The sequence below is a fragment of the Priestia sp. KCTC 13724 genome (assembly GCF_056820425.1).
Map to the genome: position 1 here is coordinate 1 of NZ_JBXDLD010000102.1, position 20,172 is coordinate 20,172.

Consider the following 20,172-nt stretch of genomic DNA (forward strand, 5'->3'; position numbering starts at 1 on the left):
CTTTTTTGGCTCTAAACAGGAAAAAACATTAAACTGAAAATTGCGTCAACATTTATGCAACACTAGTGATAAATAAGCTATTATTTATTTTAGGTACAATTGTTTTCAGTTCAATTAAATCATCTATTACGATATCAGCCTGAGCTAGTTCATGCTCTTGTGCAAAATCGAAATTACATCCTACTGCAATCAAATGATTATTTTTGGCAGCGTTGATATCGGACAGACGATCTCCGACTACTGCCGCTTGTTTTATATCGTATTTTTTTATAATTTTTTTTACTAAATCACTTTTGTCTAAGGTTTCTATTTGTTCAATACTAAATGTTTCAGTAATCCAATTATCCAAACGATAATAACTTACAATGGCTTCTAAATAATCCTTTAAGCCATTACTAGCTATGTAAATGGAACAACCATTCTCTTTTAAATAACTAAAAATCTCTTTTACATTAGGATATAGAGCACCTTTGCCCTTTTGGATATTCTCAATTAATCTATTCAAAAAATAAGCATCGGCTTGCATTCTTATTTCATTCGAATGATTAGGTAATAAAGCTTCCCATACTTTCGGCAAAGGTACCCCCATAATGTTACGATATTTATCAATAGGCGTCTCAGCATCCCATTCATTTAGTAAACGTAAATGATTAAAGGTATCATCAAGTGATATCTCTAAAATTTTATCCGTTTGAAACAACGTTCCATCCATATCAAAAATCAGTGATTGTATCATTACTCCCTCTCCCTTTTTCACAATTAAAACCTAACCTCTTATTCATAATACCATAAAAAGTAAATTAAACTTTTATAAACCAAGTACAAGTTCGTTACATTGCGCTACGGCCACTCGCTTTCCGCGGGGAGGAACCTGAGCTTCCTCGCTGCGCTGCGGGATCTCAGTTTTTCTCTCTTTCCCGCAGGAGTCGAGTGCCCTACGCTCCATTCCACCCTGTTTCCAACATTGTTTTCACAATCAACGAAAAAACCTGAACTCTCAACCGTTCAGGTTTATCATTGGCTGAATTACTTATGTCCCACCCTCTTTTAGTATTCATCTAAATAGCCATAAGATTCTTTAAATAAGATGACTGTGGTTGTTTAAGGTTTGAAGCTTCCACTTTTGGTCCTCATGGATAAAGGTTGTGATGCTCGTGTTTTGCAGGGCCGTTTTTCCTGTGCCGTGCTCTCCGTTTGTTACGTAGTGGATAAAGGTATTGATGATGGCTCCGTGGCTGACAACGACTACCTTTCTCCCTTTTGATTCTTTCATAATTTCTGTTAGTCGTTTTAAGAGTCGATCTTGAATGACTTCTAGTGATTCCATATTGTATAAAGCTTCGCTTCCCCAGTTCGTATCATAATTGGGCACTAAGTCTCTTAATGAAGCAACCGGCTTTCCTTCCAGCTGACCAAAAGAGCGCTCTCTCAGCCTTTCGCATGTTTCAATGTCATTAATGCCCGATGCAGCTGCAATTGCTGCAGCCGTATCGTATGCTCGCGTTAAATCGCTTGAATATAATTTTTCAATTCCTTCATTCTTCAAAAATTGTGCAACTTGCTGAGCTTGCTTCATACCTTGCTCATCAAGTCCTATATTGCGCTGCCCTTGAATAAGGCTCTTTTTATTCCATTCAGTTTGTCCGTGACGAATTAAGTACAGCATACTCTCACTCCCTTTTTAACTTTATTATAAATAAAGTTTGAGGGACATTCAGATAAAAAGTTTACGTCAATCAGGATTACATGATGCTTTTCCATAGCGAAGTACATCAAAGATAGCTTGGCTGCGGGGTCTCAGGTTTCCCTCTCTTTCCCGCAGGAGTCGAGTGTCCTACGCTCCATTCCACCTTGTTTTCACAATCAACAAAAAACCTAAATGATTAAAAGCGATGAACTCTCAATCGTTTAGGTTTACCATTGACTGAATTACTTATGCTCCAGCCTCTTTTGTTAATAAGTGCTAATATTTAGTTCATTTAAAAAGGTAACAGCAAATGCTTCACATGCTAGAATATCTTCTTCCGTCTCAGGAGCCATTTCAACTTTTAAACCGGCTTGAACAATATCCGCTCCACACTTTTTCAATCTTTCTTCAAGTAGGTCTACCGCCGCACAGAACTCTGGATAAACGCGATCCCCAGAACCAAAAGCAGCTGCCTTTTTACCAGTTAGATTCATTTCATCTAAATCGTCATAAAAATCTTCTGCTTCATAAGGTAAGTCTCCGTTACCCCACGTATAAGCTCCAAGTAGAATACCATCGTACGCTGATAGGTTTTGTACATCTAATAATTCAAGCTCTTCCATATGTACCTCATGTCCTGCATTCTGAACTTTATTTTTCAGAAGAACTGCTATCTCTTCTGTGTTACCCGACATACTTGCATATCCAATTAGAATTTTCGCCATTTCTTTACTCCTCTTACTTACATTTAAACAATTTGTGCATAAATTGCATCCACTTTATCTCTTATCTTTTGTAAGTTAAATCGCTTGCTAACCATCGAATGGAATAATTCTCGGTTTTGTGTATCAAATGCTTCGTTAATCTTAAAGTTCAAATGATTCATTTGAAGATCTACATCTAATATTGAACAGATGACTCCGCTCAGATATAAATCTTGAAGCTCTTCAGTACTTATGAAACATTGAAACTCTCGATTGACATCCATCAACGAATGCCAGCCTAACGAATCAATATATTTCCGTTCATCTGTAAGCGTCCATACATCTCCTTGGTGGAAGGTAATGACGTGTTGATGACTTTCTCCAGGACAACAACAGCTTACTTCATGACTAAATGCCTTTATTACCACTAAATGTTTATCCATTGATTTTTCTCCTTTTCTATTTATACATTTCAACTGAGTCTCTTTAAGTTTGTCTTATGTTCAAAAAGCTTATTATTTTCAATCAGTAATTGATAATTATTATCAGTTTATATGATAACGATTATCAATGTCAACTATGCTTTTTCAGATAAACAAAAAAACATGCATATGTCGTCATATACATGCTTTTAATCTCTCTTTAAAAATTGATAAACGGCTTCATCGACTTCTTTGCTCTCATGTAAATTTGAGTGCGACTCATGGAATGTCTGAAAATGAATATGTTCGGTAAATGAGTCAAGTCCATATGCACTTTCAATCGTTACAACGCCATCCGTACCATCGCCAATATCTCCAGCTCCGGAAAATATATCAATATGTTGTGCAAAATCTTCTTTCCTAGCATGCATGTCTCTTAATGCAGCGGAATGAAAAACTAAATCACGAGCTCCTTCAGACGCCTGGTAATTCTTTGCACGTGGATACATTTCCATTAGTTCACCATAGTCTAAGCCTTTTAATGGGGAACCAAGTGTTACAAGCTTATGAACATCTTTAGGTCTTTCTAAGCTAACGGCTGTAGCGGTTAAACCACCCATACTATGACCTAATAAATCAACAGAGGAAATATGATACATCTTCTTTAGGTCATCGATAATACGCCCAACCCATTTCGTCTGCTCTTCAAGACTTGCATCTGCCTTTTTAAAGACAACGTGTACCATAGGTAACTGTCCCGCTAACTTTCCTTTTTGTTTCCACTGTACTGTTCCATCACTTCTCACGATACAATATGCTGATTTTTGTCCCCAGTTGTTTTCTTCAAATCGTTTTATCATCGTTCCTAAGCTATTTTGACTTCCTAAATATCCATGTATAAACAAAACAGGTATTTCTCCCGACGAACTTGCCCGCTTTGTTTGGGACGAGAAGATATACCAGCAAAAAGCTACTAATAATATAATGCTAAGAAGCAAAATGAATATTCTCAAGCTGCTAGCCTCCGATCGTGCCTTTACCATATTATTTCTCTAAAAGATTGTATCCCTATATTAGCTGTCTCTCGTTTGTTAGTCAAAAAATTTCGCATGAATCTTTTGTTGATATTGACGATAAGAAGGAGAAGACATCATGCCTTTTTGCTTCATGATTTGCTGTAGCATTACTTTTTTTTCTGTTAGCTTTTGTTCTACTTCAGCTTTTTCATCACCGCTACAAACAGCTGCCAGCTGTTCAAGCGTAAGGACTTCCTTTTTCAGTTGCTTCTCATCTGAAACCATACCAGCATTTTTCATCATCCGATATGCTTGACGCAGCTCTTCTGGAATATGACTCAAGTCTTCTAGCTGCAGCGGCTTTCCTGTTCCTGGTAAATCATTAAAATCACCATCGTTAATCGCTTGTTTGATTTTTTCTTCTGCGATAATATGAGCAATATCCATATAAGTCCCCCTTTTATATACTATCGGCCAGTTATGACTAATTTATAAAAAAAAGCTCCTTATATCAAATAAGGAGGTGAAAAAGTTGTTCAAAGGTCATCATTGTTATGCCTATAATTTAATAAAACCACATTATGATAACGTTTTCAAGTTTTTTCAAAAGAAAGAATGGCTTTCACCACTCTTTTTTCACATCTTTCTCTAGCATTTTATTTTATGCTATTCTGTGTCTGATCGTGGAACTAAAATTTCCCCGTTCCCTTCATTTTTTCTACAATCATTTGTAAAATCGTATTCGTTAATTTGCTAGTTTGATACGGTTTCACTAAATAAGCATATGCTCCAAATTCCATACCTTTATTTTTTTCATCGAGAGCTGACGAAATAAAAATTGGAATATGCTCAGTATTTGGATCGTCTTTCAGCGTCTTTAAAATATCCCACCCGTTCATCTCATGCTCGTGTAGCATAATATCTAATACAATAGCTTCTGGCGGATTAGCTTGTATCGCTTCTATTGCAGCTTCGCCTCGATCGAAATGTCGAACGTAAAAACCGCTTTCTTTTAGCTCTACCTGCAGCAGGCTTGCTAAACTTTTATCATCTTCAATAATGATGATGCTGCGCTTTCCGTCTTCTTTTTCTTGCTCAATTTGTTCAACAGAATGAGTTGGCATTAAAGGCAAGCTAACCGTGAATGCGCTTCCTTTTTTCCATTCTGAATTAACTTTAATCTCACCCTGGTGTGATTTAACGATTTCTTTTACAATAGAAAGCCCTAATCCTGTTCCACCAATTTTTCTCATATCCGAATTATCAACGCGATAAAACTTTGTAAACAGCTTATTTATTGCTTCTTCTGGAATTCCAATTCCTTCATCTTTAATAGCAAATTTTTATAATATCGATTAGCAGACTCTGTAGTTCTTTTGTATGCCAAGTTGACTGTGGATGTTCAGAAATATGATCCAAAAGCTCTGTTGATACTTTTCCTAAGTATTCAAGTCCAATGGTTTGAGATGTACCTGCCACCGAATGCAAGAACCGTTTTACATCTTGGTACTGCACGGGTTGACTTTTTCAAACCATTCCTGCAACTGCTTGCGTATATTCATTAGCAAAGCTACCTGATATTTTTCCATTTTAGACAACACCTTTTTTATTTTTTCATTCAGCCACATTTAAAAGTATTAACGTTAAACTATACTTTTTTACCTTTTGTTAGTTATAAAGACCTGTTAATTTCCAAACTATTACTCTAGAGAATATACCTCATTTTATAATTGCACACAACCTATTTAATCGATTAAAATAAAGGGTTATCGTTGACAATAATTGTTTCATTTGTTACGGTAATTAACGTTGTTTATTTTATAATACGAATAATATATCCTAGTCATAGATGATAAGAAGAGCACCTCAATTCTTATTTGTATGACTAATTATTTAATCTATAACTACTACGCTTTTTCCACTACTATCATTTTTCATTATTCCTAAAATATAAAATTAGACGAAAGGAGATTACATCAGTGTTAAGTGCATTTGCTCCATCAGAACCCAAAGATGCGGAAGAGTTACAGGAAACATTAGATGAATTAGAATTTCAGTTATATCGAATGCAGGATAATTTGAAAGAAATTGCTAAAAAATACGAGGTCATTGGTGTTGATCAACCTGAAGAAAATGAGTTAGTTATTGTATCGGCACAAAATGACGGAAATGAATGCAAAATTATGATTAACAATTGTCATAAAGCGTATAAAGGCGTTTGGGATTTTGCTATTCATGGCGTATATGAAGACGACCATACCATTCATATTGGCGATATTAAAGGACCTGCTAACAAAGGTTATGGTTCTATCTGCATGAACTATTTAAAAGAAGTAGCTCTTGATCAAAATATACACACTATCAAAGGTGATATCGCAAAGCGCGATTGGGACCATGTTAATCGATTGGTTCATTTTTATGAAAAACACGACTTTCACGTTGAAATTGACTATAATAACCAATGTGGTGAGATTGAATGGACCCCTTAAATAAAAAAAACACATCTGCAACAACTCGTTAATTAAACGGCTGTCGCAGATGTGTTTTTTATTATGCATGTTGTAGATAATAACCTAAGCTTTGTTTAACGCTATCTAACGCAGAGCCTTCACATTGATCTTGCTCAATAATCCACCATTTAACATCCATACTTTCAGCTTGATTAAAAATGGCAGTTATGTCCACTCCTCCAGTTCCAAGAGGTGCAAATAGCTGCTTGTCATCTGTCGTCATGTCTTTTAAATGAATTAAACGAGCGCGATCTTGATATTTCTTCATCCATTCAACAGGATTTTCTCCTGCTTTTGTAAGCCAATACACATCAAACTCTACGCCTACATTTGTTTCATCTAAAATCGTTTCAAGAGCTGACTTGCCATTTGGTAGCTCCTTTAATTCAAAGTCATGATGGTGGTAATAAAGCTTAATACCCTCTTTTGAACAGCGACCCTCCGCGTGATTTAGTACGCTGATTAGTTGTTTATAGCCATCTTCTGTTTGTCGCTCTGGCAGTAAATACGGACATACAATCGCTGTATTACCAAGCTCTTTTTCAAACGCAATAACACCTTCCAGGTTCTCTTCAAGCTGTTCTAACGAGATATGACTAGCTGCAACTTGTAAGCCTACTTGCTCTAAAAGCTCCCTTACTTCTTGTGCTGAATATCCCCCATAACCTGCAAACTCTACGCCTTCGTAGCCTAACTCCGCCACTTTTTAATCGTACCCTTAAAGTCTTTTTCTAACTCATCTCGTAGCGTATAAAGCTGTACTGCTACTGGAATCCTTGTCATATTTTTTCTCCCCTTTGTTTTTGATTTGTTTCTAGCATACATTGAAAACGTAATCATTTCCAACAAAAAAGCTCCGATAATCGGAGCTTTTTCTTATTTTACAGCACTTCCTAACATCCCTGAGATAAAATGACGCTGCAGTGCAAGGAAGAAAATAATGATTGGAATTGTTGCAATTGTAACGCCCATCATCACTTGCCCATAGTCAATAAACGATAAGCCAATTAAGCTAGATAACGCAACAGGCAATGTTGCCATTTCATTTGATGTGGTCGCAACAAGAGGCCACATGAAATTGTTCCATTGCGTCATAAACAGGAAGATTGCAGCTGCTGCCATCGCTGGTTTCATAGAAGGCAGAACAATTGTTAAGAAAATTCTAAACTCTCCAGCTCCATCAAGTCTCGCAGCTTCAATTAATTCCGTTGGAAAAGCCAAGAAATTTTGTCGAAGCAAGAAAATAGCAAATGGATAGCAAAGCTGCGGTGCGATTAACGCGAAATACGTATCCAATAAGTTGAAGTTAGACATCATTTGAAACAGCGGAATTAATGTTGCTTGATAAGGAATCATCATCGACAGTAAGAACGTTGTGAAAATAAGATTTCTCCCTTTGAATTCAAACTTAGATAATGCATAAGCTGCTGTCGAACAAACCATTAATGCCACAATAACATATACAATAGATACAAACATTGAGTTAAAGAATACGCGTCCTAAGTCAATGGATGCATTTAAATTTTGAAAGTTTGTCATAAACTGATCGCCAGGTGTTAGCGTTGGCGGGTTGGTAAACATCTTGCCTGATTCGTTTGTAGCACCGATAAACATCCAATAAAACGGAAAGATAGAAATGACGGTGAAGATACCTAATAAAAAATATAAACCAATTTTTCGCAGCAATCCACTTTTTCTCTTTTTATTTACATTTGGCTTTGTGTTAACAGTTGTCGTCTGTACTCTCTCTACTACACTCATTATTTATCACCCGTAAATTTAAATTGGAAGAATGTTAATACACCCACTAGTAATACAACAACATATGCAACTGCTGATGCATAACCAAAATCAAAATATTCGAAGCCATTTTGATAAATGTATAAACCAAGCGTCATCGTTGAGTCAGCTGGACCACCTTTAGTTAAGTTAAAAGGCTCATCGAATAATTGTAGCGTTCCAATTGTTGATAAAATGGTTGCAAATAAGATAACTGGTTTAAGTTGTGGAACCGTCACATGGAAAAACTTTTGGAAGCGATTAGCTCCATCTAAATCCGCAGCTTCATAAACTTCGTGAGACAAGCTTTGTAATGCAGCTAAGAAAATAACCATATTGTAGCCTGTCCAGCGCCAAGTCATCGCCACGATAATTGATACTTTCGCCCAGAAAGGATCTCCTAGCCATTGTATTGGATCTATACCGATGAACCCAAGTAACGTGTTCATGATTCCTTCATCTTGAAGAATGATGGAAAATAAGATTGAATAGGCAACTAAAGACGTAACCGCTGGCAAGAAGAAGGATACGCGGAAAAGTCCTCTTAGCTTCAGTAGCTGGCTGTTTAATGCATTTGCTAACACTAATGCAAGAAGAATCATTACTGGAACTTGAATAATTAAAATGATTCCCGTATTACCAAGCGCTGTCCAGAAAATATCATCTTCAAGTAGGCGCGTATAGTTCGAAAGACCTGTAAACGAATATTCACCTGCATCCATTGTTTGAAAGCTTAACATAAACGAAGAAAAGATTGGATAAATCGTAAATAATGCAAACAAGATCAAGGCGGGTGCAATAAAGACATATGGCAATGATTTATTTGTTTTCATGATGACCTCCGTTTTACACCGCAAGCATGAGACTTTGAGTTGAATCCCCTGCTTCAAATAGCAGGGGATTCAACTCAACGCTTGCTTAACGTTCTATTTTTATAGTAAATGCTTACTTAATGCGATTTTCCAAACGCTTTTCAGCTGCTTCTAATGACTTTTTGATGTCTTTTCCATTCGTTACTTCTGATACAGCTTTTACAGCTTCGTCATTTGCAACAGAATAGTTTCCAGTAAAGTTAACTGGTTTGATGTCCTGCATTTCATCTGCGAACGTTTTCCAAATTGTTTGGTTGCTGAAGTACTCATCAGGCTGAGTGAATAACTCTGAATCATATACAGTGTTTAATGAAGGGAATAATCCACCTTCCATTGCTGCTTCTTGAACTGAATCTGTTGTTGAGAAGTACTCCATAAATTTGTAAGCTTCATCAGCTTTTTTACTGTTTGCTGTTACAACATAGTTACTACCACCTAGGTTTGAAGCACGATTTCCGCCTTTTTCAAATGATGGAAGTAAGAATACGCCCCATTTCCCTTTTAAATTTGGTGCTTGTTGCTCAATTGACCCATATAACCATGCACCTGATGGAGAAGATGCTACTTTTCCTTCTGCTAATGCACTGATTGAAGCATCCCAACCAACTGTGTTACGAACAACGCCAGCATCTTTTAGCTTTTTGTTTAATTCCATCGCTTGTTGAGACTCTTTAGATGTTAAGTTAAGTTCACCTTTGTCATCAAAGTAGAATGTACCTTGTTGTGTTAATGTCATACGGAATAATCCGTCATCATTGTTTAAATCAAGACCAAGTAAGTCAACGCCTACTTTTTCTTTAATCTTTTTACCAGCAGCAATGTAGTCATCCCACGTTTCAATTGTAGCTGGGTCTACACCTGCTTGTTCAAAGAAATCTGTTCGATAGAAGACACCTGTTGGGCCAGCATCAAACGGGAAGCCATACATGTCACCGTCTTTAGAAAGAAGCTGCTTTTTAAATTCTGGGAATTTATCAGCGTGCTCATCAAAGCCTTTTTCTGATAGATTTAAGAATGCTTTTGGAAATGAATTAACGTACCCTTGGAAGCGATCATCTTCCACTAACACGATATCTGGAAGGCCTTTACCCCCTGCTTGTAAACCTGTTGTTAGTTTTGAGTAAACGTCTTCACGCCCCATATCTACAACTTTTAATTTAAAGTCTGGGTTTTCTTTTTGATATTCTTCAGCTGCTTTTTCTAAAACAGGAACGTTAATATTCCATGCCCAAGCAACTACCTCTTTTCCATTGCTTCCGCTCCCACTTGCTTCGTCTGCTGATTTTCCTCCACATCCCGCTAAGATCAGCGTGAAAATAAGTGTACAGCTGATAAGACCAAACCAACGCTTCATCGTAATCCCCCTCTGAATAAACTCATTTTCTTTTTCTTACAAAATTTGAGTTTGATGTAAACGTTACATAATTCTTTTTTGCCTTTTTGAAAGCTTTATGTAAGCGGATACAATTAACTTAGTTAAATTATATGAAGGATTGGCCATTTACTCAATGGTAAAAATAAAAGGCAAAAATGATACATTTTTGCCTTTTGATTAAATTTGTATAGGAAGAAGACCTTCACTAAAAGAAGAGAAACGTTTGTTAGTGACGGAATGAGCTTAGAGTAAGTTAACCATTTATTAACTAAAATCCCTTCGTTAAAGTAATTAGAAAATTCAATTACTTATTAAAAATGTAGGTGTTTAGCATTCTCCCCTTTATAAAGTTGTAAACGATTGTATTTTACACTATAAGAATATACCCAGCTAGCTTATTAAGAGGGAAAACAGATTTTTTTGCTATTGCAAAGAGACTTTTTTGCTTAATTTATCTTTTAACAGCAATAATTTATTTGAAGGTAATAAAGACTCTCGCTACTTGGCATACTTTTAATGAACACATTTCTTGCTTCTTATGATTTTAAAATCACTCTTTACTTGGCGTAATTCCCCTTACAAATTGCCACCTTTCCGCAGGGCGAGCGCTGAGCCTCCTCGTAAACTGCGGGGTCTCGCCTGTCTCGCTAATCCTGCTGAAGTGTCGTATCTTTCATTTCAATCACGAGGCTTTTTTATCAGGAAGCTTTTGATGAGGACTGCTCTTTCCCCTAATAATTTAAAGCCTCTAGTAACTTATATATCTAACAGTTTGTTTCTTTTAAAATGGGGTAATAAAAAAGCATGGGAAGAGTCCCATGCTTTTTGTTAGTTCAGTACCGTTACTTTTACTGTGCGGCGTCCCCATGACATCGCTGCAGATTTGCTTGGTACGAATACGTCAATTTTATAACCTTTGATTGCGCCACCTGTATCACCAGCAACCGCAACTCCGTATCCTTCTACATACACTTTAGAACCTAAAGGAATGACTGATGGATCAACTGCGATTACTTTTAAGTGAGGGTTAGCTTTTAAATCAATACCTGTTGCTGTTTTACCGCTACAACCTGCGCAGCTTGCCGTGTATGCTGTTGATTGAACATACATTTCTTTTCCGCTTACTTTATCCGGTTTAGATTCAGAAGCTGGCTTTGATGCTGGTTTTGATACTGGTTTTGATTCTGTTTTAGAAACTGGCTTTGTGCTTTCAACTTTCTTTTCTTGCTTCACTTCAGCTTTAGCCGTTGCTAGGTCTGTTTGGCGCTGATTTTCTTCTTTTTCAGCTTGAGCTGCTACTTCTTTTTCTTTAGCTACTTTTTCAGCTTGCTCTTTTGCCGCTTGTTGCTCTGCAGAAATTTTATCTTGAATTGTTGCTAACTGTGACTGCAGGCTTGCTTTTTCAGATGAAGCTGATTCAATATCATTTACAACTGCGCTGTACTTCTCTTGCATTTTTGTTAGAGCAGCTGTTTGTTTTGAGATATTTGATTCTAATTCAGCTTTTTTTGCTTTTAAATTAGCTTCTTCATTTTCTAGTACTTTTTCTTGCTTATCAATTTCTTTTTTATCTTTTTCAATCTGATCTAAGTCTTGTTGATGCTGCTTTAAAATATCATTGTCTGCTGATAGAAGCGTTGTTGCTGCACCCATGCGCGCAACTAAGTCACCAAAGCTTTCAGCGTTCATTACCATTTCAAGCATAGCATTCGATTTATCATCATGTTGCAATGCAACTAAACGCTCTTCAATAATGTCTTTACGACTAAGAACTTTTTCTTGAAGCTCTACAATCTCTTCTTTCTTTTTCTCGATCATGCTTTTCGCTTCTTTAATTTTCTTTTCAGTTGAAGCTAATTCTTTCTCATTATCAGAAATAACTTTATGTAAAGAATCTAATTCGCTTTGTAATGCTTTTACGTCCGTATCGATTGACTGTTTCTCTTTTTCTTTTTGTTGAACAGTCTTTTCGCTTTCTTTAAGCTGTTGTTCAGTACTTTGGAGCGCTTCTTCATTCGATTGGGCGTGAGTCTCTGTTATGCCTGCCGTGAAGAACATTCCCGTGACTGCTACAAGAGTCATACGCTTTAAAATTTTCATAAAGTAATAGTCCCCTTTCCTCATAGACATAGTTATACCATAAAAAAGAGGGGAGTTATGTTACAATACCGTTAAAAGTTTCCCATTTTCTGTATATAAGTATAACTTTTTATTCATACATTTACGTGAACCCCTGCTGTATAAAGGTTTTTTTAACTTCTCATCTTTTAAATGACTGTAAAAAAATGTCCAATATACAATGAAGAATTTTGTCAAAAAGTCGTTATGTTACAGAAGTATTACATTGTTACAACAAAAAATAGCGAATTTGTGAACTTATTCACGTGATTTATTTCCATTTAATTACTTTAATGGTTGTTTATTTACTTTTTCTCTTGCGTTTTATAGTAAAAACATCATACATTTCTTACTTTCTCACAATAGTAAAGCCCCTTGTCTAATTTACTAGATAAGAGGCTTTATATCTTTATTTTTATTATTCTTTTGTAACAAGCTTTAATGGTGCAGAAATTTTCTCTTCAACTTTTTTACCCTGCAACACATCTTTCGCTGCGTTTACAGCAAGCTCTCCAATCAGCTCTGGCTGCTGAGCAACGGTTGCAGTTAGTGCACCTGATTCAACGGCTTTAAGAGCATCTTCATTGCCATCAAACCCGATGACTGCAATGTCTTTTCCTGAACTAGTAATTGCTTCGATAGCGCCTAGCGCCATTTCATCATTATGGGCAAATACCGCTTGAATATCAGGGTTTCCTTGCAGGACATTTTCCATCACGGTTAACCCTTTTGTACGATCAAAATCAGCGGATTGTTTAGCTACAACGTCTAGCTGCTCATCTGCGATATTATGGAACCCACTTCCACGTTCACGCGTTGCTGAAGCTCCAGGTACTCCTTCTAATTCCGCAACCTTTGCATTTTCTCCTAATGAATGCAAGCATCATCGTGATAGCTGGTACTGGAATGCCTAAGAAATAGCCACGACCAAATAGTTGGAAATAGTAATTGTCTCCAAGTCCAGTGATGGGATTACCGTCTGTGTAAACGAGCGTTAAGCCTCTAAAGATAGTCATTGTAGCCAGTGTTGCAATAAAAGGTGCCATTTTCCCTTTTGTAATTAACAAGCCGTTCACTGCACCCATTGCAGCTCCTAATAAACACCCAATCAAAATCGCTAAAATCGGATCAACTCCTGATACAATCATGCCAGCCATTAATGCACTGGATAAAGCTAAAATTGAACCGACGGATAAATCGATTCCCCCTGTTAAAATAACAAATGTCATTCCAAATGCAATCAATGCATTAATCGCTACTTGGCGAAGTAAGTTTAAAATATTAAGCGGTTCCAAAAAACTAGGATTTAATACAGATACAATGACTACTAAAATAAAGAGTCCAAGTAGCGGCCCTAGCTTTTGCATCATGTTAGACATATAATTCCCGTTGTTTGACTGTAAATCATTAGGCGTATTCATGTTACTGACCTCCTGTTGCATATGTCATAATTTTTTCTTGCGTTGCTTCTTCTTTTGATAATTCTCCCGCTAGCTTTCCTTCATGAATTACTAAAACACGATCGCTCATCCCTAACACTTCCGGAAGTTCTGAAGAGACCATGATAATCGCCACTCCGCGCTCTGTGAGCTCGTTCATAAGCTGATAAATTTCACGCTTAGCTCCAACGTCTACTCCTCGAGTCGGTTCGTCTAAAATTAATATCTTCGGTCCAATACCAATCCATTTCGCAATAACTACTTTTTGTTGATTTCCTCCCGATAAGCTGCCCGCACTAATTTCAGCTGATTGCGTTTTAATCGTTAAACGCTTAATAAGAAGCTCGACAAACTCTCGCTCACTTTTTTCAGCAATCATCCCTTTTGTTGAAAAGCTTTTTAAGTTTGGAAGCGCAATGTTTTCTCGAATTGAAAAATCCAATACAAGCCCTTCATCTTTTCGATCTTCTGTGATAAAGCCGATTCCGTACTTTACTGCTTCATCTGGCGTTTTAATTTTGACAGGTTTGTTGTTTACCCAAATTTCTCCTGAATCGATAGCATCCAGACCGAAAATGGCACGCATGATTTCAGTACGTCCAGCACCCATAAGACCAGCTACCCCAACAACTTCTCCCGATTTCACAGAAAACGAAATGTCATGAAAAGCATGTTTTCTTGTTAAACTTTTTAGCTCCAATACCGTTTCTCCAATTTTCGTTTGCCTGCTTGGGAATCGATCTGTTAATGAACGCCCTACCATCTTACGTACAACGTCGTCAAAGCTTGTTTCAAGGATTGGTGTTGTATCCACTGTTTTCCCATCACGCATAACGGTAATACGGTCACAAATGGTGAAAATCTCTTCCATCCGATGCGAGATGTAAACAATGGATACACCTTGTGCTCTTAATCCATTTATCACTTCAAAAAGCTTTTCAATTTCACGGTCTGTTAACGCTGCTGTCGGTTCATCCATAATGATTACTTTCGCATTCGTCATTAACGCTTTGGCAATTTCAATCATTTGCTGTTCACCAACAGAGCATAAGCTTGCTTCTTGCTCAAGTGGAATGGTCACAGCTAAGCGATCAAACTGCTTTTTAGCCTGCTCTTTCATTTCTTTTGTTTTCAAAATTCCAAGCGGTGAGTAAAGCTCTTTTCCAATAAATAAATTTTCAAGAACCGTCATATGAGGCCACACGTTCAGCTCTTGATGAATAAAGGTAACTCCTTCTTGTTCGGCTTCTTTTGGATTTGAAAAATAGCGCTCTTGGCCATCAATTTCAATTCTGCCTTCATCTCGTTTATGGAGGCCGGTTAAGATATTCATCAACGTTGATTTACCCGCACCGTTCTCTCCCATTAATGCGTGAACTTCTCCGGGAAGCAGTTCAAAGTCAACACCTGAAAGTACTTGGTTTGCACCAAATGCTTTATAAATATTTGACATTTTAATGTGCATATTGTTCACCCCTTTTAAAAGATAACTCCTGCTTGTAAGATACAGTTTGCATAGGGCGTTACTTCTCCTGTTCGAATAACGACTTTCGCTTCTTTTGTTAACGCTTTCAGTATTTCGTGTGAAACAAACTGCTTTTCTGTATCAAAAAAGACTTCATTTATATAGCTCATTGTTTCTTTGTTATTTTCTTTAATTTCATGTGCGACAATCACTTTTTCAATAACCATGTCATCGCGTACAGCATCCACGACGTCCTCAAAACTAGGAACACCTAGTTTTAAAGACAAATCGATACGAGGTACTCCATCTGGAATTGGTAAACCTGCATCCGCAATGACAACCATGTCCGTATGACCAAGATCTGTTAACACTTTTGAAATATGGCTATTTAAGATTCCATAGCGTTTCATTTTTATAAGTTCCCTTCTACTTGTTCTCTAGTTGGCATACCGCCTTGCGCTCCAAACTTTGTTACGGATAATGAAGCTGCTCTGTTTGCAAAACGAATACTTTCATCAAAGCTTTTCTTTTCAGCTAACGCTACGGCAAAAGCAGCGTTAAATGTATCTCCTGCTCCTGTTGTATCAACAGCTTCTACCTTATATGAAGGAACAAGCACTTCTTCCTTTCCGTTAAAGTAGCGTACGCCTGCTTTACCTTCTGTAATAAATAACTTATTCGCATATTTATGGAGCACTTCTTCTTTCGCTTTTTCTTTGAATAAAACCATTGTTTCATGCTCGTTTGGCGTTAAGTACGTCACTTGCTCAATGACCTCTTCTTTTAACTGTCTTGCTGGAGCTGGATTTAATAAAAGAGGCACATTCACTTCCTTACAAAGAGAAGCTACATATTCCACCGTCTCTTCCGGAATTTCTTGCTGAATAAGTACAATATCAGATGCTTTAATGATTTCTTTTGCACTTTCTACATATTCTGGCGTAATAAAGTTGTTCGCTCCTTTTACGACAACAATGCTGTTATCGCCTTCAGCGAGAATAATATGCGCTGTGCCGCTTTCCATATGTGTAACCGGTTCCACATAATCTATATTAACACCGTTTTCCTTAAAGTTATCTAAAATGATTTTTCCATAATGATCATCACCTACTCGACCAATCATGTACACTTCTGCTCCAAGCTTTGCAGCTGCTACCGCTTGATTTGCACCTTTTCCTCCTGGAACAGTTTTAAACGACTCTCCAAGCACTGTTTCTCCAGCACTTGGACGCTTGCTAGAAGTAACTACTAAATCCATTGATGAGCTACCAATAACCGAAATTTTCACCATGTTAATCAACCTTTCTTGTTGTATTTCGTTCAATAAACGTAACGGGTAATTCAATATGCTTATTTTGAACAATTTCTTTTTTAATATATTTTAATAGAAGTTTTGCTGCTTCTTTTCCCATTTCATAAGCGGGCTGCCTAATTGTTGAAAGAGCTGGAAATAACAGTTCACTTTGAGGTATATCATCGAATCCAACAATTTGTAACTCATCTGGAATTGATTTTCCCAGCTGTAACGCTTCACGTAAAATAGCTGCTGCCACAATATCGTTGCTGGCAATTACTCCATCCGTATTAGCATGCTTTTCAAACAGTTCTTTTGCCCATTTCTTTGCTTCATGAAATGAAAACGAAGTTGTATTCATCACTTGAAAGTCAACGTTTGCTCCGCTTAACGTTTCAAGTGCACCTTGAAACCGCTCTTGAGCTGGCTTTACGTTTGGAGGACCTTTTAATAAAGTAATTTGTTTGCTTCCTCTTTTAATAATTTCTTGTGCAGCAATTCTCCCACCTTCTCTTCCATCTGCATATACAGATGGATATTGGGGTGATGTACGGTCTAAAAAGACAACTGGAAAACCCAGTCCTTTATACGTTTCATCATCAGATATCGTTCTGGCTGTAATCATGCCTACAACGTGATTTTGAGTAAACGTATGTAAATAAGCCGCTTCTTTTTTTAAATCTTCATCACTATTTCCAAATAAAAGACGAAATCCTTGACTGTGCACTTCATCTTCAATACCGCGCGCAAGCTGTGGAAAGAATGGGTTCGTAATATCTGGAAGCAACAATCCAATCAAGCGTGACTCACGCTTATACAAAGATCGCGCTACTTCGTTTGGACTATAGTTTAGTAATGTAATTGCCTGCATTACTTTTTCTCTCGTATCTTCGCGTACATACCCTGTGCTATTAAGCACGCGAGAAACCGTTGCAACAGATACACCAGCATGCTTCGCTACGTCTCGAATTGTTACCATACGAACGCCTCCCTCCTTTATATGTAACCGTTTACACTGATAATATATCACGATTTTGCTTTGTTGACAATACAAATATTTTTACCAGTTCTCTTTCTCTTTAAAAAAACACATATATAATAGAAGAAACTCGGTTAGCTTATAGAGAGTATCTCTTATGTGTTTAATATACAGGTAGACAACATGAACAACAAAAGAGCGTCGCTTAGGAAAAAGCGACGCTCTTTATCATTCTTTTTTATTAAAAATCAAAGTTATCTGGGTCTGGACCAACGCGATGGTTTTTGTTTAGTTCATTAATCTTCGCCATATCTTCCTGAGATAATTCAAAGTCAAAGATTGATGCATTTTCAACGATGCGGTGCTCTTTAATAGACTTTGGAATTGTTACGATTTCGCTTTGTAAATCCCAGCGTAAGATGACTTGTGCTGTTGATTTACCATGCTTATCTGCAATCTCTTTCAATACTGCATTATCTAATAATTCACCTTGAGCTAACGGAGACCAAGCTTCAATTTGAATATCATTCTTTTTACAGAAATCACGAAGCTCTACTTGAGTTAATAATGGATGAAGCTCCACTTGGTTAACCATTGGCTTTATCTCAGCGTCTTTCATTAAATCTTCTAAGTGATGAATTTGGAAATTTGACACGCCGATTGCTTTTACTTTGCCATCTTTATATAGCTTTTCTAGTGCTCTCCAAGTGTCTTTATATTTGCCTTCTACCGGCCAGTGAATTAAGTATAAATCTAAGTAGTCAAGACCTAGCTTGTTTAAGCTTGTTTCAAATGCTTCTAACGTTGACTCATAGCCTTGGTCTGCATTCCATACTTTTGTTGTAATGAAAAGATCTTCACGTGGTACACCAGCTTCTTTAATAGCTTGTCCTACACCCTCTTCATTTTCATAAATTTTGGCTGTATCAATACTTTTGTACCCTGCATTAATTGCCCATTTCACAGAGTCAATTACCTGCTGTCCATCTTCTACTTTAAATACACCTAGACCAAACCATGGCATTTCAACGCCGTTTGCTAACTTTGTTGTTGATTGTAAATTGTTCATTACCATTCATCCCCTCTATAACTGTATATTTGAATCACAAATTGTGAGTCATTGTGTGAGAAATTGCATCGGCACATTTTTTAACAAGCTTAGCGTGATACTCATCTTTATCGTGAGAAACACGACCAGAAGGACCCGAAAGTGCTACAGCAGCGATGACCTGCCCATTTTTTCGTACAGGCGCTGCAATACATCTTAAACCAATTTCCCCTTCTTCATTATCAACTGCATAGCCTTGTTCACGAATTTTATGTAGCTCGCCTTCCAAATCTGTGCGAGATGTAAGCGTTTGAGAAGTAAAGATTTCAAACGTTAGTTGTTCAATGATTTGATTTTGCACTTCTGCTGACTGATAGGCAAGAATACACTTCCCAATACCGTTTGCGTGAATTGCTTTTTTATTCCCTACTTCTGAATGTGTACGCGTGCTATAATATTCCCCGCTCACAACTTGAGTTGTCACCATTTTGTTACCGGAAATAACTCCCGCATAAATGGTTTCCTTTGTTTGTTGATTGAGCTGCTCCATTGGTGGAACAGAAAACCAGTTTAAATCGTAGCTGTTCCCACCCGATAGCTGTGACATGAGCACAGTCGAAACACGATAGCGGTGATCAGCCGTTCTTTCAATGAACTCGTTTTGTTCAAGCGTACTCACCAAGCGATACATCGTACTTTTATTGTATTGAAGCACATTCATCATTTCAGAAATTGTCATATTCGGCTCCTTTATCAGTAAAGAGAAGATATCTAATCCTTTTTTTAATGTACCCACTTCAGACATTTTAAGCTCCTCCTTTAGCCGAATGATAATTTCATTATAAATACCATATATATTTTTATCAAATAAAGAAGTTCATTCTTTTAAATTCCCTATAAAAGAGAATATAAAGAACTTCTACAATTGCTATTCCACGATTTTTACTAATTAAACGTGAAACCACTTGAATATTTTTTACAAAAATAGTATTATGTATCTTGTAATGCAAAATAGTAACATTTTTTAATCAACTATCTTATATTGCAAGATAGTTAAGGAGGAACGGCTTGTGTCTTCAACTCAGATGTTAAAAGGAATTTTAGAAGGCTGCTTATTAGCTATCATCTCAAAAGGCGAAACATATGGATATGAAATGATTGAAAAATTGGAAGCGCACGGTTTTCATATGGTCAGTGAAGGAAGCATCTATCCACTTCTTCTCCGTATGCAAAAAGAAAAGCTTATCACAAGCATCATGAAAGCTTCGCCTAACGGTCCAAAGCGAAAGTATTATACGTTAACACCTGAAGGACAACAAGAACTAAAGGACTTTCAAGAACGTTGGAATTCGTTATCATACAGCGTTAATCAGTTAATGAACAACAAAAGAAAGAAAGGAGCATTCCTGTTAGAAGGATTTTCGGGGACTTGAACAAAAAAGAGCCCTCTTGGTATGATACGGG

At 37.0% G+C, this 20,172-nt stretch carries 21 protein-coding genes and 2 pseudogenes; 2 read left to right on the forward strand and 21 right to left on the reverse strand.

Annotated elements, in window-relative coordinates:
* Positions 1–52: 52 nt before the first annotated feature.
* The 8 genes from AC1UFB_RS14325 to AC1UFB_RS14360 form a co-directional block, all read right to left on the reverse strand.
* A complete protein-coding gene (locus tag AC1UFB_RS14325) occupies positions 53–736 on the reverse strand; it encodes an HAD hydrolase-like protein (protein ID WP_482589411.1) in 684 nt (227 codons plus the stop codon).
* A gap of 72 nt (positions 737–808) precedes the next feature.
* Positions 809–946 (reverse strand): hypothetical protein, encoded by a 138-nt coding sequence (locus AC1UFB_RS14330; protein WP_156413494.1) that lies wholly within the window; start codon positions 944–946, stop codon positions 809–811.
* A 132-nt stretch (positions 947–1,078) separates the two neighbouring features.
* Positions 1,079–1,666, reverse strand: coding sequence for a histidine phosphatase family protein (locus AC1UFB_RS14335; RefSeq protein ID WP_100347233.1), 588 nt, complete (start codon positions 1,664–1,666; stop codon positions 1,079–1,081).
* A 287-nt stretch (positions 1,667–1,953) separates the two neighbouring features.
* Positions 1,954–2,412: a flavodoxin gene (locus AC1UFB_RS14340; protein WP_100347232.1), complete on the reverse strand. Its 459-nt coding sequence runs from the start codon at positions 2,410–2,412 to the stop codon at positions 1,954–1,956.
* Positions 2,413–2,435: 23 nt separating this feature from the next.
* The gene (locus AC1UFB_RS14345) at positions 2,436–2,834 is read right to left on the reverse strand and encodes a hypothetical protein (protein ID WP_482589412.1); all 399 of its coding nucleotides are present in this window, start codon (positions 2,832–2,834) and stop codon (positions 2,436–2,438) included.
* 188 nt (positions 2,835–3,022) lie between these two features.
* Positions 3,023–3,826, reverse strand: a complete 804-nt coding sequence (locus tag AC1UFB_RS14350) for an alpha/beta fold hydrolase (RefSeq protein ID WP_025910401.1) — start codon at positions 3,824–3,826, stop codon at positions 3,023–3,025.
* A gap of 78 nt (positions 3,827–3,904) precedes the next feature.
* Positions 3,905–4,276 (reverse strand): DnaJ family domain-containing protein, encoded by a 372-nt coding sequence (locus AC1UFB_RS14355; RefSeq protein ID WP_100347231.1) that lies wholly within the window; start codon positions 4,274–4,276, stop codon positions 3,905–3,907.
* 242 nt (positions 4,277–4,518) lie between these two features.
* Positions 4,519–5,163 carry an ATP-binding response regulator gene (locus tag AC1UFB_RS14360; protein WP_482589418.1) on the reverse strand — a complete coding sequence of 215 codons (645 nt, stop codon included), beginning with the start codon at positions 5,161–5,163 and terminating at the stop codon, positions 4,519–4,521.
* Between the two features lie 645 nt (positions 5,164–5,808).
* Here AC1UFB_RS14360 and AC1UFB_RS14365 point away from each other — a divergent pair.
* Positions 5,809–6,318, forward strand: a complete 510-nt coding sequence (locus tag AC1UFB_RS14365; protein ID WP_253346812.1) for a GNAT family N-acetyltransferase — start codon at positions 5,809–5,811, stop codon at positions 6,316–6,318.
* Positions 6,319–6,379: 61 nt separating this feature from the next.
* Here the strand turns inward: AC1UFB_RS14365 and AC1UFB_RS14370 are convergent, their stop codons facing one another.
* The 13 genes and pseudogenes from AC1UFB_RS14370 to AC1UFB_RS14430 all read right to left on the reverse strand — a co-directional run bounded on the left by AC1UFB_RS14370 (position 6,380) and on the right by AC1UFB_RS14430 (position 19,513).
* A complete protein-coding gene (locus AC1UFB_RS14370; RefSeq protein ID WP_328101559.1) occupies positions 6,380–7,042 on the reverse strand; it encodes a sugar phosphate isomerase/epimerase family protein in 663 nt (220 codons plus the stop codon).
* 173 nt (positions 7,043–7,215) lie between these two features.
* On the reverse strand, positions 7,216–8,022 hold the full coding sequence (locus tag AC1UFB_RS14375) for a carbohydrate ABC transporter permease (protein ID WP_025910390.1): 807 nt from the start codon (positions 8,020–8,022) through the stop codon (positions 7,216–7,218).
* A 77-nt stretch (positions 8,023–8,099) separates the two neighbouring features.
* Complete coding sequence (locus tag AC1UFB_RS14380; protein ID WP_025910389.1) at positions 8,100–8,951, reverse strand: carbohydrate ABC transporter permease; 852 nt, start codon at positions 8,949–8,951, stop codon at positions 8,100–8,102.
* Between the two features lie 112 nt (positions 8,952–9,063).
* On the reverse strand, positions 9,064–10,344 hold the full coding sequence (locus AC1UFB_RS14385) for an ABC transporter substrate-binding protein (RefSeq protein ID WP_482589413.1): 1,281 nt from the start codon (positions 10,342–10,344) through the stop codon (positions 9,064–9,066).
* Between the two features lie 849 nt (positions 10,345–11,193).
* Positions 11,194–12,465, reverse strand: a complete 1,272-nt coding sequence (locus AC1UFB_RS14390; protein WP_482589414.1) for a 3D domain-containing protein — start codon at positions 12,463–12,465, stop codon at positions 11,194–11,196.
* A gap of 436 nt (positions 12,466–12,901) precedes the next feature.
* A pseudogene (locus AC1UFB_RS14395) lies at positions 12,902–13,354 on the reverse strand (substrate-binding domain-containing protein); the annotation flags it as partial.
* Positions 13,353–13,904: pseudogene (locus AC1UFB_RS14400) on the reverse strand (ABC transporter permease); the annotation flags it as partial. The pseudogenes AC1UFB_RS14400 and AC1UFB_RS14395, both read right to left, overlap by 2 nt.
* A gap of 1 nt (position 13,905) precedes the next feature.
* Positions 13,906–15,387 carry a sugar ABC transporter ATP-binding protein gene (locus tag AC1UFB_RS14405; protein WP_061785694.1) on the reverse strand — a complete coding sequence of 494 codons (1,482 nt, stop codon included), beginning with the start codon at positions 15,385–15,387 and terminating at the stop codon, positions 13,906–13,908.
* Positions 15,388–15,401: 14 nt separating this feature from the next.
* Positions 15,402–15,797 (reverse strand): D-ribose pyranase, encoded by a 396-nt coding sequence (gene rbsD / locus AC1UFB_RS14410; RefSeq protein ID WP_482589415.1) that lies wholly within the window; start codon positions 15,795–15,797, stop codon positions 15,402–15,404.
* 2 nt (positions 15,798–15,799) lie between these two features.
* The gene (gene rbsK / locus AC1UFB_RS14415) at positions 15,800–16,678 is read right to left on the reverse strand and encodes a ribokinase (protein ID WP_482589416.1); all 879 of its coding nucleotides are present in this window, start codon (positions 16,676–16,678) and stop codon (positions 15,800–15,802) included.
* A 1-nt stretch (position 16,679) separates the two neighbouring features.
* Positions 16,680–17,660: a LacI family DNA-binding transcriptional regulator gene (locus tag AC1UFB_RS14420; protein WP_076512576.1), complete on the reverse strand. Its 981-nt coding sequence runs from the start codon at positions 17,658–17,660 to the stop codon at positions 16,680–16,682.
* A gap of 241 nt (positions 17,661–17,901) precedes the next feature.
* On the reverse strand, positions 17,902–18,729 hold the full coding sequence (locus tag AC1UFB_RS14425) for an aldo/keto reductase (RefSeq protein WP_035320935.1): 828 nt from the start codon (positions 18,727–18,729) through the stop codon (positions 17,902–17,904).
* Between the two features lie 34 nt (positions 18,730–18,763).
* Positions 18,764–19,513, reverse strand: a complete 750-nt coding sequence (locus AC1UFB_RS14430) for an IclR family transcriptional regulator (RefSeq protein WP_061785690.1) — start codon at positions 19,511–19,513, stop codon at positions 18,764–18,766.
* A gap of 265 nt (positions 19,514–19,778) precedes the next feature.
* On the opposite strand from AC1UFB_RS14430, the gene AC1UFB_RS14435 reads away from it, so the two are divergent.
* Positions 19,779–20,141, forward strand: coding sequence for a PadR family transcriptional regulator (locus AC1UFB_RS14435; RefSeq protein ID WP_482589417.1), 363 nt, complete (start codon positions 19,779–19,781; stop codon positions 20,139–20,141).
* Positions 20,142–20,172: the final 31 nt, after the last annotated feature.